At 43.6% G+C, this 15,163-nt stretch carries 15 protein-coding genes; 9 read left to right on the top strand and 6 right to left on the bottom strand.

What is annotated here, in order from left to right; all coding sequences use genetic code 11:
- Positions 1-573: 573 nt before the first annotated feature.
- The 5 genes from AAA942_RS13935 to AAA942_RS13955 form a co-directional block, all read right to left on the bottom strand.
- Positions 574-1,170 carry a 3-keto-disaccharide hydrolase gene (locus AAA942_RS13935; protein WP_338220904.1) on the bottom strand — a complete coding sequence of 199 codons (597 nt, stop codon included), beginning with the start codon at positions 1,168-1,170 and terminating at the stop codon, positions 574-576.
- Entirely contained in the window at positions 1,167-1,925 is a 759-nt protein-coding gene (locus AAA942_RS13940; protein ID WP_338220905.1) for a 3-keto-disaccharide hydrolase, read from the bottom strand. Before AAA942_RS13940 ends, AAA942_RS13935 begins: the two co-directional genes overlap by 4 nt.
- Before the next feature lie 156 nt (positions 1,926-2,081).
- Positions 2,082-2,840, bottom strand: coding sequence for an ABC transporter substrate-binding protein (locus AAA942_RS13945; RefSeq protein WP_338220906.1), 759 nt, complete (start codon positions 2,838-2,840; stop codon positions 2,082-2,084).
- A gap of 62 nt (positions 2,841-2,902) precedes the next feature.
- Complete coding sequence (locus AAA942_RS13950; protein ID WP_338220907.1) at positions 2,903-3,967, bottom strand: M42 family metallopeptidase; 1,065 nt, start codon at positions 3,965-3,967, stop codon at positions 2,903-2,905.
- A gap of 37 nt (positions 3,968-4,004) precedes the next feature.
- Positions 4,005-5,588: an acyl-CoA carboxylase subunit beta gene (locus AAA942_RS13955; protein ID WP_338220908.1), complete on the bottom strand. Its 1,584-nt coding sequence runs from the start codon at positions 5,586-5,588 to the stop codon at positions 4,005-4,007.
- A gap of 196 nt (positions 5,589-5,784) precedes the next feature.
- Between AAA942_RS13955 and AAA942_RS13960 the strand changes: the two genes are divergently transcribed.
- The 9 genes from AAA942_RS13960 to AAA942_RS14000 all read left to right on the top strand — a co-directional run bounded on the left by AAA942_RS13960 (position 5,785) and on the right by AAA942_RS14000 (position 13,954).
- Positions 5,785-6,726, top strand: coding sequence for a Ppx/GppA phosphatase family protein (locus tag AAA942_RS13960; protein ID WP_338220909.1), 942 nt, complete (start codon positions 5,785-5,787; stop codon positions 6,724-6,726).
- A gap of 101 nt (positions 6,727-6,827) precedes the next feature.
- The gene (locus AAA942_RS13965; protein WP_338220910.1) at positions 6,828-7,901 is read left to right on the top strand and encodes an Ldh family oxidoreductase; all 1,074 of its coding nucleotides are present in this window, start codon (positions 6,828-6,830) and stop codon (positions 7,899-7,901) included.
- Between the two features lie 60 nt (positions 7,902-7,961).
- Positions 7,962-8,177: a hypothetical protein gene (locus AAA942_RS13970; RefSeq protein ID WP_338220912.1), complete on the top strand. Its 216-nt coding sequence runs from the start codon at positions 7,962-7,964 to the stop codon at positions 8,175-8,177.
- Entirely contained in the window at positions 8,177-8,635 is a 459-nt protein-coding gene (locus AAA942_RS13975) for a nucleotidyltransferase (RefSeq protein ID WP_338220913.1), read from the top strand. The genes AAA942_RS13970 and AAA942_RS13975 overlap by 1 nt, the downstream gene beginning before the upstream one ends.
- A gap of 150 nt (positions 8,636-8,785) precedes the next feature.
- The gene (locus AAA942_RS13980; RefSeq protein ID WP_338220914.1) at positions 8,786-10,153 is read left to right on the top strand and encodes a Gfo/Idh/MocA family protein; all 1,368 of its coding nucleotides are present in this window, start codon (positions 8,786-8,788) and stop codon (positions 10,151-10,153) included.
- A gap of 330 nt (positions 10,154-10,483) precedes the next feature.
- The gene (locus AAA942_RS13985) at positions 10,484-11,638 is read left to right on the top strand and encodes an ATP-binding protein (RefSeq protein ID WP_338220915.1); all 1,155 of its coding nucleotides are present in this window, start codon (positions 10,484-10,486) and stop codon (positions 11,636-11,638) included.
- 68 nt (positions 11,639-11,706) lie between these two features.
- Positions 11,707-11,916, top strand: a complete 210-nt coding sequence (locus AAA942_RS13990; RefSeq protein ID WP_338220916.1) for a hypothetical protein — start codon at positions 11,707-11,709, stop codon at positions 11,914-11,916.
- Positions 11,917-12,012: 96 nt separating this feature from the next.
- Positions 12,013-12,333, top strand: a complete 321-nt coding sequence (locus tag AAA942_RS13995) for a hypothetical protein (RefSeq protein WP_338220917.1) — start codon at positions 12,013-12,015, stop codon at positions 12,331-12,333.
- Between the two features lie 280 nt (positions 12,334-12,613).
- Positions 12,614-13,954, top strand: coding sequence for a DUF5723 family protein (locus AAA942_RS14000; protein WP_338220918.1), 1,341 nt, complete (start codon positions 12,614-12,616; stop codon positions 13,952-13,954).
- A 9-nt stretch (positions 13,955-13,963) separates the two neighbouring features.
- Here AAA942_RS14000 and AAA942_RS14005 read toward each other — a convergent pair whose 3' ends face one another.
- Positions 13,964-15,157 (bottom strand): hypothetical protein, encoded by a 1,194-nt coding sequence (locus AAA942_RS14005; RefSeq protein ID WP_338220919.1) that lies wholly within the window; start codon positions 15,155-15,157, stop codon positions 13,964-13,966.
- Positions 15,158-15,163: the final 6 nt, after the last annotated feature.

Consider the following 15,163-nt stretch of genomic DNA (forward strand, 5'->3'; position numbering starts at 1 on the left):
GCCTAAAGCATAGACATCAGCCCGACTAGCTCATCAGATTTTTTTCGCCTTACATCACTTCAATGAACTTGTTCCTTGTCTTCACAAGAACTGGTGGATTCCAGCCGCATCACCGGCTTTTTTCCTTTCGCTTTTCGCTTTTTTTGACCCGTTCCTTTCGAACAGGACTGCAAAGGTACGCGATATTTTTTACCCGGCAAGAAGAAAATTGAATATTTTTTTTCTCCCCTCCCCTTTTGAACTCCCCGTCTTTTCAAACTTCCAAAGCCTCCTTCCTACCTCCCCAACGCCTTCTGCGTCGATTGGGAGTGCAAATATCGACAGAAATATGTCCGTAGCAATAGCTGCTTCACATTTTTTCCAAAAGAAATTGTAAACCTCTGATATTGATCGGGAAAAATTAAAATAGAAAGAACCTTGAGGTAAATGATCCCCAAGGTTCTTTATAAACTCATTTTTTATATCCCCTATTTGTCTTGAAGTCAAAAACCAGTCTTACCCTTTTTTTTTCTCAAAGCAAAAAGAAACTGCTTTGGAATTCTTTCATTGAAGGAAATTTCAAAAGCTTTTACCTTAAAGCTTTTTCAAGACTATATTCTTCCAGTAAACTTTGATTCCTCCACCATCGTGAATCTGAAGCAAAACGCCTCCTTTTCCCTGACCGATTTTTTCGTCAGAGAAATTGACCATCTCCACTCCATTAAGGTAAGGAGTAACATTATCTCCTTTTACCACAATTCTCATTTTGTTCCATTCCCCAAATTTCAGGGCTTTGTCTTTTTCAGGATCAGGTTTGATTAACCATCCTCTTCCATAAGATTCATAGATTCCTCCTGTGTCGCTTCCGGGAGGTGCTACTTCTACCTGCCAGCCCGAAACTTTGGTACCGTCTACGGTGGATCGGATGAAAACTCCGCTGTTTCCATTGGCTTCTTGTTTGAATTCCAATTCAATCTCAAAATCATCGAAGTTTTCTTCGGTACCCAAGTAGCCATAACCTTTGTCGGGACCACTTTCAGAAACCAACAAGCCGTCTTCCACATACCACTTTTCAGTACCATAAATCACCCAGCCAGTTAAATCTTTTCCATTGAAAAGCTTTTGTTTTTTCTGGGCATAAGCACCTTGCACAATAAACAGGGTCAGAAGGATGAATCCTATTTTTCTCATAGAGGTCTAATTTTGATGTTTTTGAACCAAACAGGATCCCCGTGATCCTGCAATGCAATTAATCCCTTGCGGGCAATTTTATAATCAGGGAAATCATTCCATTTGCCGGAGTTTCTTCTTGCTGTCCAGTCTTCTGAGTAAGGGATAAACTCTACCGTCTTTTTCCCATTCAACCAATAGCTTGCTCCCTCTTCCGAGAAAATGATTTTGGAAACATTCCACTCTCCGGCAGGCTTGACCACTCCCTCATAATCCGGTTCATACATCGCATAGTCTCCAGCGAGAGACTGCCATTTTTCCAAAGGCTGAGCAAATCCCAGCTGATCAATTACCTGATATTCGGGACCTGTGTAATAAGGTGCCTTGTAATCAGGCCCCTCCACTACGTGGTAAAACACCCCACTATTGCCTCCGGGAGATATCTTCCAAGTGAATTCCATTTCAAACTCCTCAAACTCCATCGGACCAAATACTATGTCTCCTCCAAAGTCTTCACCCCCGGTAGCACCCAAACCCTTCATCGCTCCATCCTCAATTATCCAATTGGGAGGAGTGCTGTCTCCATTGAAGGCACGCCAGCCATCCATCGATGTCCCATCAAAAAGAAGCATCCAGCCTTCTGCCTTCTCTTCTTCTGTGAGGGAGTTGTCTACTATTACCACCTCTTCCTCCACAACCTCTTCAGTTGCTTTGGGACCACAAGCCCATACCAGAGGGACTAGCATTCCCAGAAATAACCATTTTTGTTTTTTCATGGATTGATCAATTAATTTTCATTCAATTTCGCCAACGACCTGAGAATTCAAAGTCGAAAAGCTTGAGGTAGAAAAGTTAATTGAATTTTTTAAAAAAGTACCTAGCAGTATTTATAATTTTTACAAATGGAAAGTCAAGTCTCTGAAAGGATTTCCTTATAAATTCCGAAAGTAATTCCCAGAATGGATCAACCGGCTTCCATACCATGAGAAAAGCTCTCCATCGACAAGCTTAATTTGGGAATTGGGAAGAAGAGACCGAAAAAAATCAAGGTGCTTTTCTTTGAAAGGAAAAGGTTCGGAGCTCAATAGCAGGAATTCGGGGGAAAGGTTCTGCAGATCCTCCGCCGAAAGCTGAGGATATCTTGTTTGCCTAACCAGGTTTTCAAAGCCAGCCAATTTCAACATAGAATCAATGAAGGTGGATCCACCCGCAACCATAATGGGATCATTCCAAATCAGGTAAACGCAGGTTCCTTTTTTTGCAATCGGTTCTGCAAAGGAAGATTTGATTTTCCCGATTATTTCTTCTGCTCTTAAATCTGATTGGGTAAATCGCCCGACTTGTTCAATCATCCTATAATTATCCTCCAGCGAAAAAATTTCGCTCATCCAGACCTGATATTTCTCTGCTAATTTTTCAATCCCCTCTCGATCATTCTCCTCCTTATTGCCTATGATCAAATCCGGATGGAGTGAATCAATGACTTCAAATCGATAATTCTTGGTTCCCCCTACGATGGCTTTACTCTTTCTAAGATGCTTGGGATGTATACAAAACTTGGTGACCCCTACGATGCTTTCTTCCAAACCCAAATCCACCAACAATTCCGTTTGGGAAGGCACCAGTGAAATGATCCGCTTAGGTGGATCCGATAAAAAAATGGATCGATTGAGTTGATCAGTGAAGAGCATTTGAGTCAATAGTCGACAGACCACCGACCACTGCTGTTGACTGGGGCCGGTGGTCTGTTGACCTATTTAATATACCTGAAATCAAAACTTGGGTCAAAATCAACCAAGAACGCATACATCAGCTCAATCACTTGCTCAATATCCTGCTTACTGGCAGTCTCAACAGTAGTATGCATATATTTTAGAGGCAAAGAAATCAAAGCTGAAGGCACTCCTTCATTAGAATAAGCAAAAGCATCCGTATCGGTACCTGTGCTCCTTGAGGCAGCTGCTCGCTGAAATGGAATTTCATTTTTTCGCGCAGCAGCAATAATCAAATCCAGCAGTTTCTTGTGAACCGATGCACCATAGGTTAATACCGGGCCTTTTCCTGCTGTCTGATCACCGCTCGTCACCTTATTATATAAAGGTGCAGTGGTATCGTGACATACATCCGTGATGATGGCCACATTGGGTTTGATTCGGTGAGCAATCATCTCAGCACCGCGAAGACCTATTTCTTCCTGAACCGCATTGACTACATACAGCCCGAAAGGAAGCTTCTTCCCGGATTCCTTTAGTTTTCTGGCCACTTGAGCGATCATGTAGCCACCGATTCGGTTGTCCAATGCTCGACCTGACCAGAATTTACCATTCAATTCGATTAACTCATCTTTGAAGGTGATCACGCATCCCACATGGATTCCCATTTCCTCCACCTCGGTTTTGGAGCGGGCGCCCACATCGATGAAAATATTATCCAAGGTAGGTGCATCTTCCTTTCCTTCCTTTCGCACATGGATAGCCGGCCAACCAAAAACTCCAGGAATAATCCCCTTGTCGGTATGAATATTCACCCGCATGGAAGGCGCGATCATATGATCCGAGCCTCCATTGCGACGGACGTAGATGTACCCATCGTCCTTGATGTAATTTACAAACCAGCTGATTTCATCCGCATGAGCCTCAATTACCACCCTGTACTCTGCCTCGGGGTTGATCACCCCTACGGCAGTTCCATAGTTATCAGTAAAATAGCTATCTACAAAAGGCCGGATATAATCTAACCAGATTTCCTGCCCGGAGGCTTCAAACCCGGTTGGGGAGGCATTGTTGAGGTATTTGTTCAAAAAGGAATTTGATTCCATTGAAAATTGAATTTTGTTGATTGAAAATTGAGGATTGTCAAAGCGGAATATTCCCATGCTTCTTCTTTGGAAGCTTATCCACCTTGTTTTCCAGCATTTTGAAGGCTTTGATCAGTTTGGTTCGGGTTTCGGATGGAATGATGACCTCGTCTATGAAGCCCCGATGAGCCGCCCGATACGGATTGGCAAACTTAGCGGTGTATTCATCTACCTTTTCCTGAAGTTTGGCTTCTGGGTTTTCAGCTTCGGCTATTTCTTTCTTGAAAATAATCTCTGCAGCTCCTTTTGCCCCCATCACAGCAATCTCCGCAGTGGGCCAAGCGTAGTTCATATCGGCTCCGATATGCTTGGAGTTCATCACATCATAGGCACCACCGTATGCCTTTCGAGTAATGACAGTGATTCTTGGAACCGTCGCTTCAGAAAAAGCATACAAAAGCTTAGCTCCATTAGTGATGATTCCATTCCACTCCTGATCTGTACCCGGTAAAAAGCCCGGTACATCCACTAAAACCAATAATGGCACATTAAAGCTATCGCAAAAACGAACAAAACGGGCAGCTTTAATCGATGCATGATTATCCAGCACACCCGCCATGGACTGGGGCTGATTGCCAACAATCCCAATGCTCCGACCTGCAATGCGGGCAAAACCCACCACGATATTATCCGCGTAGTTTTCATGAACTTCCAAGAAGGACTCTTCATCCACAATCCCCCTCACCACATCTCTCATATCGTATGGATGATTCGGGTTTTCTGGAATCAGTGCATCCAGTTCCTTCCTGGACTCATCCTTTTTCAGTTCATAGGGATAAATGGGAGCCGTATCTTCACAGTTTTGAGGTATGTAACTCAGCAATCTTTTGATATGTCGGATTGCCTCCACTTCGTTTGCACAGGCAAAATGGGTGACCCCAGACTTGGTACTGTGGGTAGATGCTCCACCTAGCTCCTCGGCAGTGACAGTCTCCTGGGTCACGGTTTTGACTACGTTTGGACCGGTCACAAACATGTAAGAAGTATTCTCCACCATAAGAATAAAGTCCGTAATGGCCGGAGAGTAAACTGCCCCTCCTGCACAAGGACCCATTATGGCGGAAATCTGAGGGATCACACCGGAAGCCAAAGTGTTTCGATAAAAAATATCCGCATAGCCTCCCAGAGAATTGACTCCCTCCTGAATACGGGCACCACCAGAATCATTCAATCCGATCACTGGAGCACCATTTTTCATAGCCAAATCCATGATTTTGCAGATTTTTTCCGCGTGGGTTTCTGAAAGCGAACCTCCAAAGACAGTAAAATCCTGGGAGAAGACATACACGAGACGACCGTTGATTTCACCATATCCTGTCACTACACCATCTCCAAGGTAATGTTCTTTGTCAAGACCAAAATCCTTTGCCCGGTGCATGACAAACTTGTCAATCTCTTCAAAAGTACCCTCATCCAGAAGCAGGTCTATTCGCTCTCTTGCTGTCAGCTTTCCTTTTTTATGCTGAGAATCTATTCGGGATTTTCCTCCTCCCAACTCCGCTTCTGCATTTTTTTTGGCCAAAAGCTCGATTTTTTCCGCATTGCTTGGCAGGGTATACAAAGTATTTTTTGGGTCAGTCATATTCGGGATTTTCGTTCTGTCATCAAATATAGGCCCTTGAGTCGATTGGAAAGCCGAAAAATAGGAAGATTGGAAAATTCAATAGATGAATAACCGATTCTACCTGACTCTCACTCTTTTTCAATCGACTGGGCTATTCAACCTTGAACTTTTCAAAAACTTTCTATATTCGCCCATCCAAAAATTTTGGCAGAATATGAGTACCAGAAAGGCTGCGGTGATCGACATGGGGACCAATACATTTCATTTGTTATTGGTGGAATTAAATGGCGTCGATTTCAAAACACTTTACAAAGAAAAAATCCCGGTAAAGCTTGGACAGGGCGGTATCAGCCAAAATCAACTTGCTCAAGATGCCCAAAAAAGGGCTTTTCATACTCTCAAGCATTTCAAAAACCTGATTGATGGAGAAAACATCGATCAGGTTTTTGCTTTTGCAACCTCAGCAGTCCGAAATGCCGGTAATGGGGCAGAATTTGTCCAAAAGGTGAAAGAGGATATAGGAATAGAAATTCATGTCATTTCAGGAGAAGAGGAAGCTCAGTTGATCTATGAGGGCATTAATCTCTCTGGCTCGCTCAATGGCCATGTAAATCTGATGATGGACATCGGAGGAGGTTCAGTGGAATTCATCATCGGGACTTCTCAGGAGGTTTTCTGGAAAAGAAGCTTCGAAATCGGCGGACAACGCCTTCTGGATGCTTTCCATTATCATGATCCTATTTTACCTAATGAAGTGGAAAAGCTCGAAGCTCACTGTCAGGAAAAGCTTTCGCCTTTAATAGAAGCCATTCACCGGTACAAGCCAACCGGACTTGTGGGAGCATCAGGTACGTTTGACACGCTGACGGATATTTATTTTGAATCCATGCTTCAGTGCAAGCTCACAGGACAGCATGTATTTGAGTTGCCAAAAGCCGAATTCGAGCGGATTTTTGAGCTGCTCAAAACCAAAAATCGAGAAGAGCGACTGAATATCCCTGGAATGATTCCAATGCGGGTGGATATGATCGTGGTAGCCAGTTGCCTGATCGAATTTATCCTTCGCTATGTGCCAGTAGAGGCTATTGTCTGTTCCCATTATTCTTTGAAAGAGGGTGCTGTTTCCCGTCTTTTGTCCGGAAAAGTAGCAGTTTAAGGTTTTTAGCCATAAAGGCTAAAAAAGGTCAACTTCTTTCTTGACCAAAACTGCTGGTTACCTCGCTCAATTATCTTTGCCTCATCGACAATTAATATTTCATGCAAAACTTCTCCTACGAACACCTTTACCGCTTCACCTATGACATGCTGATCCAAATCGGCTGTCCGGAATCTGACGCAAAGACTGCCACAGAAGTATTGCTTTCGGCTGACCTAAGGGGGGTAGATAGTCATGGAGTGGCCAGGCTGAGCGGCTATGTGAGGCTATGGGAAAAAGGCCGAATAAATGCTAAACCTAAGGTACGGGTGACCTACGAAACTCCATCCACAGCTGTAGTCGACGGGGATAGTGGTCTAGGATTGGTGGTCGCACCTTTTGCAATGAAAGTGGCTATGGAAAAAGCCAAAAACGTAGGAACGGGTTGGGTTTCTGTAAGGAATTCCAATCACTACGGCATCGCCGGATACCATGCCATGATGGCCTTGGAGCAAGACATGATTGGAATATCTCTGACTAATGCCAGTCCGCTGGTGGCCCCTACTTTTTCTAAAGAAAGGCTTCTAGGCACCAACCCGATTTCTGTGGCTATTCCTGCCAATGAGGAACCTCCCTTCGTAGCTGATATGGCGACTACCACCGCTGCCAATGGAAAACTGGAAATCCTGCAACGAAAAGGGCTGGATACTCCTACGGGCTGGGTTCAGGATAAATCTGGAAACCCAACCACCTCGGCGAACGGGGTCAAAGATGGCGGAGCACTTCTGCCTTTGGGTGGAGATAGAGAGCATGGTTCGCACAAAGGATATGCCTTGGGAGCAATTGTGGATATCTTCTCAGCCGTACTTTCAGGAGCCAATTACGGACCTTGGGTTCCTCCATTTGTAGCATTTTTGGACCCTCTTCCCAACTTGGTGGGTGAGGGAATCGGTCATTTCTTTGGAGCTATGCGGGTGGATGCCTTCCGCCCTGCAGATGAATTCAAATCCCATATGGACAACTGGATTAGAAGATTCAGAACTGCCGAGACCACGCCCGGAAATGAAAAGGTACTAATCCCGGGTGATCCGGAAAGAGAGCTGGAATCCATCCGGATGAAAGATGGAATTCCTTTGCTTGAACCGGTAGTGAAAGATTTGACTCAACTGGGAGAGCGGTTTGGGGTCAAGTTTTGATTTCAGATTTGGGATTTCAGAATTCAGATTTTTATAACACGAATTTCTTAACTTCCAATCATGAGCGATTCTCCAAAAAAATACCGACTAGACCGAACTGCCTTTCAAGCCAGAAACGCTTCTGAACAAGTCAATTATGGCAAAGAATACCGAGATACAACTTGGCAGGAACGACTTCGGATTCACCAATATCTGAATAGTATTGCTTACGGATATGACTTAGAAAATCCTCCTAAAATGGACAAGACTTTTTTTCAGATTAAAGTCAGAAAATAATGGGGAGTATTTTTCAAGATGATTTCAGAGATTTTCTAAATGCACTCAACGAGCAGAGTGTGGACTACATTTTGGTGGGAGGATTTTCTGTAATCATACATGGATACTCCAGAACCACCGGAGACATGGATATCTGGGTGAAGAGGACAAAAAAGAACTACAAAAAACTAGAAAAGGCTTTCTATCAATTTGGAATGCCAGTTTTCGATATGACTGAGGAGAATTTTCTACACCATCCGGAATGGAATGTTTTTTCTTATGGCAAATCACCAGTTGCCATTGACATCATGACTGAGGTAAAAGGACTCAACTTTGATCAAGCATTTTCCAAATCAAAAATCTATGATGACGGAGGTCTGAAAGTTAGAACACTTCATAAGAATGATTTGATAGATGCAAAAAATGCATCTAAAAGATCAAAGGATCTGGATGATTTAGAAAATCTGGAGAAAAGTTAAACCCCAGCCCAATCACCGGATTTTGAAAATCGAAATAAAACTTTTTAACCTTTCCACCTTACAACTTCTCCCTCCCATCCCTACCCTGTTTGCATCTGAGTGCCCTTTTTGTAAATTGTTGATCAACATCACGCTTTAACCCAAAAACCTATGAATCAATTGAATCGAAGAGATTTTTTGAAAGGATCCTCTGCCCTGATGACTTTGGCCAGTTTTGGCCTTTTTGGAATGGACTTCAAAGATCGGGAAGGCCCGCTGAAAGTAGCACTAATCGGTACCGGCTGGTATGGGAAATCCGATCTGTTCCGACTCATCCAAGTGGCTGACGTGGAAGTGGTAGCCCTATGTGATGTGGACAAAAACATGCTTACTGCCGCCGGTGAACTCGTCTCCCAACGGCAAAAATCCAAAAACGTACCCGAGCTTTTTGAAGACTACCGGGAATTGCTTAAAAAACATAAATGCGATCTGGTGCTGATTGGTTCTCCGGATCACTGGCATGCTCTTCAGGCTATAGAAGCACTGAAATCAGGGGCTCATGTCTATCTGCAAAAGCCTATTTCCGTAGACGTGATCGAAGGAGAAGCCATCTTGGCCGCTGCAAGAAAATACAACCGGAAGTGCCAAATCGGTACTCAGCGAAAAAGCACCCCACACCTGATTGATGCCAAGAAGCAAATCATTGACACCGGCAAATTGGGTAAAATCAGTCACGCGGAAGTCTGCTGCTATTTCCACATGCGAGCAAACGGAAACCCTCCCGTAGAACCTGTTCCTGATTTCTTCAATTACGAAATGTGGACCGGGCCAGCCCCGATGAGGCCCTATGATGGACTTCCTCACATCCGCTGGTGGAGAACCTTCATGGAATACGGCAACGGAATCACCGGTGACATGTGCGTGCACATGCTGGACACAGTCCGCTGGATGCTCAAGCTGGGATGGCCTAGCCAAATCACCTCGACAGGAGGTATTTTTGTCCAAAAAGAAGGAAAATCAAACATCTCCGACACACAAACGGCCATTTTCGAATTCCCTGAACTGAATGTGGTATGGCAGCACCGTACTTGGGGCAATCCCGTCGATCCGGAATATCCTTGGTCCTTTAAGATTTTCGGAGAAAAAGGAATGCTAGCCGGTAGTACCATGCAGGCAGATTATTTCCCCTATGATCAAAAGGAGGAGAAAATCCACTTTGACTGTGTCTTTGAGCGGGAGCAGTACCCTGAAGACCTGACCGAAGACCGAATCGAACTCAATGCGGCTCCGGCAACACGACTTCATATGAAAAACTGGCTTGAATCCATCGACAAGGATACTTTGCCTATTGCAGATGTAGAAGAAGGCCACATCTCTACCGCATCTTGCATTTTGGCGAACATCTCCATGGAACTGGGTGGCCGACCCCTTCGGTACGACCCAAAAACCATGACTGTAATCAACGATCCCGAGGCGACTGCCAAGCTCCGGAGACCCTATCGCGGACCTTGGGTGCATCCAGAGCCGAATAAAGTATAATTAGAGATTTGAGGTTTGACGAATCAACTCCACTCAGCATAAGGATTGAATCCCGGACATGGAAATGTTCGGGATTTATTTGTTGGCATTCCAAACCTTCCAGATTTTGAAATCCCGAAAGGTATTTGTTCTGATTTTCAACTATCTATAAAAAATCTATCCCCGAAAATTTAAAATTTGATTTTAATTTTGCAGGGATGAAGCCCAGTAATTCAAACACCTAGAAAAAGTGTCCTTTTTTTCAATCATCAAAAATAATAATCCTGAAATTCAGAAATTTACAAATAATTTATCCCTGCATTTCTAAAATTTATTTTTAGATTTGCAGGGATGATACAAAGAAAAATTGAGGATGATTTTTACTTTTCAATCCAAAATTTCCCCGTAACTGGATTGATCGGGCCGAGGCAGGTAGGAAAAACCACTCTGGCCAAAACAGCTTCATATCCATCTAACTCAATCTATCTAGATCTTGAAAAAAATTCAGATCTAAACAAAATTGAAGACCCAGAACTATTCTTTACTGAGTACCAAAACAAAACCATCATTCTCGATGAGATTCAGCACGTACCCAACCTTTTCCCTCTAATTCGGTCAATGGTAGACGAAAATAGAAGGCCTGGGAAATTCATCATTTTGGGATCAGCTTCTCCTGAACTCTTAAGACAAAGCTCCGAAAGTTTGGCTGGAAGGATCAACTACCTAGAAATGACTCCCCTTAACCTTCTTGAAATCAATCCTGAAGATCAAAATAAACTATGGCTAATGGGAGGGTTTCCTGAGCCTTACCTCAAAGACAACAGGAGATTTACCACAGAATGGTACAGGTCTTTCATTGCCAGTTATGTACAGCGAGATTTACCAAACTATGGGCTACCGGCTGATCCAAGCATTACCCGGAAATTCCTGATGATGATTGCCTCTTCAAATGGGGGAGTCCTCAACTACTCTACATTTGGTAAATCTTTGGGACTGACTATTCCGACAATTAAAACCTATTTAAGCTTCTTAATAGAAGCGTTTTTGGTGAGAGAGCTTCCCTCTTGGCATATGAATATGAAAAAAAGACTGGTCAAGTCTCCCAAGCTTTATTTCAGAGATACAGGAATGCTTCATAACCTTTTGGGAATCTCATCTCTGGAAAACTTATTCGGCAATATTATTCTGGGCGCTTCTTGGGAAGCCTTCGTGTTAAATCAGGTTCACTCTGTCTTGAATTCGGATGATGAGATGTATTACTATCGCACCCAAGACGGGGCAGAAATCGACCTACTTATCCGCCGAAACGACCAATGGGTGGCTGCAGCAGAAATCAAGTTCAGTTCTGCCCCTATCCTGACCAAAGGAACTTACATCGCGATGGAAGACTTGGGAATCCCTTTGCTTCATGTGATCGTTCCAAAGGATGAAAATTACCCAATAGCAAAAAATATCCGAGTGATGGGTTTGAGGGGGTTTTTGGAGTTTTTGGAAAAGAGAAAATAGAAAGGATAAACTCCATTTCAAAAACCATCCCTCCCCTCTTTTTCGTAGGAAGAAACAAGTCTTACGATATGAAAAAACTAATCCAACTAGTCTTTTTGATGGCTTTGGGAAATTTTGCCCATGCCCAAGTATGGTCTGCTGGTGGCCATTTCAATGGAGGGATAGCTGTAGGAGAGCTGAAGAATGAAGTGGGAGGCCTGTTTATACCTTCTCTCTCAGGCCTTTTCCTCTATGAAGCACCTACCGCACCGGTATCTCTTGGCCTGGAACTGGGCTAAGGCATCTATGGAAGCAAGCTGGAAAGGAGAACAGATCTATACCGGGGTTTTTCGGATGAACTCCGACTCCGCAGGAACAACAATATCGCTACCGGAATGGCAGTCATTCGCTACCAAACCAATCCCTTGGGGAAAATCAGGCATTTCATCGAGACTAAGTTTGGGGCGAACTATCTCTACACTAGATATAAAGTCCGGGAAACCATCCTTTCTGAAGAGATAATCGAATCAGGAAAGGATTTTGAAAACTGGACACTTGCCTACAGTCTGGGCACCGGGGTACAAATTCCCATTGCTGCTGAGCCCGGACTTTTCTTGGAATTCAAAGCAAACTACCAAAGCAGCAGTGACCTGCGCTTTTTGACCAAGGGAGATGTGAGATATGTTCCTTTTCCTGATGGAGGAGGAGCGTTTTAATTTGAAACCAAAAGAGCTCCCCTTCAGCAACTCATTCTTTCTTTTGGTCTGGTTTACGGCGGTTTGTTTGATTGACCGATTAAAGAAATATCCCAGTTAAAAAGAAGTTCCCCACCTATATTTCAAATCATTTTTTGTCAAAAAGCACATTTGCCTGCATTCTTAACCTCTTTTTAACCCCATTTTAAAATAAATACCGGATATTGTTTAGGGAATGAGATTGCCCGCAAGCTCCCGGCTCTCCCACTTTCTTTTATTTACCACGAACCTAATACTTACAATGAAACAATTCCTGACCTTTTTCATCGGACTGATATTCCTCGGACCCTCCATTTCCCTTTCCCAAACCCTAATCGGTGCCCAAATCGACAATCGGGCCGGAATCAAAGGCTTGAGTCTAAACCCTGCCAACGTAATCAATCCCAGACTGAAATCTGAGATTCATTTGTTTTCGATGAGTGCCTATGTAGGCAATGACTACATTGGGCTGAGTCTGGGAGACTTGGACCAAATCAATAATTTCCAGCGACTACAGTCCAGTACCAATATCAACGCCAAACCCGACAACAATTTTGTGGGAAACTTGGATGTGTTTGGGCCTGGGTTTCAATTCAATTTGGATTCCAAAAACAGCTTGGCCCTAACGACTCGTTTTCGGACCTTTTTCAATCTGAATAACATCGGCGGGGACTTTTTTGAAACCATAGTCGGGGAGGATGAATCAGAAAGTTTTGAAGTAGTGATGCAGGATTTGTCGGGAATTGCTCACACTTGGGGAGAAATCGGCCTCACCTACGGAAGGGTTTTTGTGGAAAATGAAAATTACAGTCTCCGAGGTGCAGCCACCGTCAAGTACCTCGTAGGCGGCGGAGGTGCTGTGGGCTCCAGTCGGGTATTGGGTGCAGTATATCTGGAGACTCCCAATACGCTGACCACCAGAGGAAATCTTAATTTTGGCTATTCTGAAGGCTTTGACTCAGAGAATGACTTTTTCAGCGAATTGGAATCCGGATTCGGAGCGGATTTGGGCTTGATTTTCCAAGTAAAGGATCAAAGTAAAAACGCCTATACTGACGGATACAAATTCAAAGCTGGCATTTCCGTTTTGGACTTGGGCGGAATCCGGTACCAGAACTTTACGGATTGGGATTACGATATGAACCAAACTCTGTTTTTGGATCAGATTCCAGATCAGGATTTGATTGAGTTTTTGGAGGAAAACTACACTGGAACTCAGCAGATCAGCTCTCCCGTTTTGGGAATGCCCACTTCCCTGCAAATATTCGCTGACTATGCGATCACCAACCGGTTTTATCTATCCGGCCATGGCTCCATCAGTATCAAAAACAACGAGCAGTTCCCTGTCAGTCAAATCGTCAACAGCTTCGTTTTGACTCCAAGATTGGAATCGGGATGGTTTAGCCTATACAGTCCGATTTCCTACCGTCAATACGAGGGAAGTATTTCTTGGGGAGTTGGGGTTCGCTTAGGTCCTGTGACCTTAGGCTCAGGATCAATCCTCACCAATCTGCTTTCCAAAAATTCAAGAAGTACGGATGCCTACTTTGGCGTACAAATCCCGATTTATAAAAAGGGAGTTAAGACAGGTTCCAATCCCTAAGTCCTCCAACTATTTTATTTGAGTTCTTTTCTCCTCAGTCTTTCCCAATATTTGGTAGCGGTAAAAGACATTATTATCCTTCTCTACTTCAGATTTGGGTTTGATGTACAGCACGTCGTTTTTATCGAGATGGTGGACTGTACCCTCAATAGGCAGATTCCTCAAAGGGTAACTTTCCCCAAACTGATTCACAAGTAGATATTTGTATTTCCAATACTTTTGAAAGGCCTCATTGAACTCCGGATTGTTTCTGTAATCAGGAATCCTAGCTTTATACTCATCTCTGACCGCCACTGGAATCTCTGTATGGAATTGGATCAAAAAATAGTGCCCTCCGGCCTTTAGGTCAGAAAAACTCGGATAAAGAAAATAATCATCATTCGAATCATAGTCTAGCCGATCATTTCGATCGGGATGGCTTAGGAGAGTTTCTTTCACAGGAATTAGCTCTTGATTCTCCCATCGATACAGGAAAAACTGATTCCCGACCCGTGGTAAAACCCCAATCAATTCCTCTTCTCCCAAGGCTTGGACAAAAGGGAAAACATACCCTTTCCATTCTCGGGTTTTTCTGTATTCCCAGTTTTCCGGAAATGAATTGAATCTCCATAGAGAATCCAATTCCGGATCATAAACGAATCCAGCTTTTGCTTGATCGTAAAACTCAGCCTTTTTCCAACTCTCTGTCATCAGTTCAGGATCTACTCCGTTACCTTCCATACCAACAAGGAGTATTTTTCCTTCTTTTTGGATCGGGCTAAAACTCACCCAATAAGGATTGATTTCCAGAAAACTAAGTCCAAGTGCTAAAGAGGGGCTTTTCTTCACTTTCTTGAAATCCTTATTGAAAAAATTTAGTGGCATCCCCGCCTCCAAATCTTTGACAATCAATCCTCCTTCATCAAAAACCATCTCCACAGGTAATGAAACTTGGTCTGGTGCTTCTCCTTTCAACTCCAAAGTATCTAAAATCTCACCTTTTAAATCAGTCAAAAGAATATGGTTCAAAGAACGATCCTTGAAAATCATCCGCCCATCTTCCGGGTCTACCGCTGCCAAAGTCAGGTCAATAAAGGAATCCACCACGACGGAGTCCAACCATACCAATTCAGCCTCAAAACCGGAGCTTTTTTCAGCTAACTCATCTTCTCCACAGCTCCAAAGAACATAGGTAAGGCTACCAAAAATCAAGAGTTTTCTCATGGTGTT

Source organism: Algoriphagus sp. oki45 (genome assembly GCF_036245605.1).
In the GTDB taxonomy this organism is placed as follows: domain Bacteria; phylum Bacteroidota; class Bacteroidia; order Cytophagales; family Cyclobacteriaceae; genus Algoriphagus.

Bases quoted from the DNA above. Each gene is read 5' to 3' on its own strand.
- AAA942_RS13935 (WP_338220904.1), bottom strand. From the start codon at position 1,170: ATGAGAAAAATAGGATTCATCCTTCTGACCCTGTTTATTGTGCAAGGT.
- AAA942_RS13940 (WP_338220905.1), bottom strand. From the start codon at position 1,925: ATGAAAAAACAAAAATGGTTATTTCTGGGAATGCTAGTCCCTCTGGTA.
- AAA942_RS13945 (WP_338220906.1), bottom strand. From the start codon at position 2,840: ATGCTCTTCACTGATCAACTCAATCGATCCATTTTTTTATCGGATCCA.
- AAA942_RS13950 (WP_338220907.1), bottom strand. From the start codon at position 3,967: ATGGAATCAAATTCCTTTTTGAACAAATACCTCAACAATGCCTCCCCA.
- AAA942_RS13955 (WP_338220908.1), bottom strand. From the start codon at position 5,588: ATGACTGACCCAAAAAATACTTTGTATACCCTGCCAAGCAATGCGGAA.
- AAA942_RS13960 (WP_338220909.1), top strand. From the start codon at position 5,785: ATGAGTACCAGAAAGGCTGCGGTGATCGACATGGGGACCAATACATTT.
- AAA942_RS13965 (WP_338220910.1), top strand. From the start codon at position 6,828: ATGCAAAACTTCTCCTACGAACACCTTTACCGCTTCACCTATGACATG.
- AAA942_RS13970 (WP_338220912.1), top strand. From the start codon at position 7,962: ATGAGCGATTCTCCAAAAAAATACCGACTAGACCGAACTGCCTTTCAA.
- AAA942_RS13975 (WP_338220913.1), top strand. From the start codon at position 8,177: ATGGGGAGTATTTTTCAAGATGATTTCAGAGATTTTCTAAATGCACTC.
- AAA942_RS13980 (WP_338220914.1), top strand. From the start codon at position 8,786: ATGAATCAATTGAATCGAAGAGATTTTTTGAAAGGATCCTCTGCCCTG.
- AAA942_RS13985 (WP_338220915.1), top strand. From the start codon at position 10,484: ATGATACAAAGAAAAATTGAGGATGATTTTTACTTTTCAATCCAAAAT.
- AAA942_RS13990 (WP_338220916.1), top strand. From the start codon at position 11,707: ATGAAAAAACTAATCCAACTAGTCTTTTTGATGGCTTTGGGAAATTTT.
- AAA942_RS13995 (WP_338220917.1), top strand. From the start codon at position 12,013: ATGGCAGTCATTCGCTACCAAACCAATCCCTTGGGGAAAATCAGGCAT.
- AAA942_RS14000 (WP_338220918.1), top strand. From the start codon at position 12,614: ATGAAACAATTCCTGACCTTTTTCATCGGACTGATATTCCTCGGACCC.
- AAA942_RS14005 (WP_338220919.1), bottom strand. From the start codon at position 15,157: ATGAGAAAACTCTTGATTTTTGGTAGCCTTACCTATGTTCTTTGGAGC.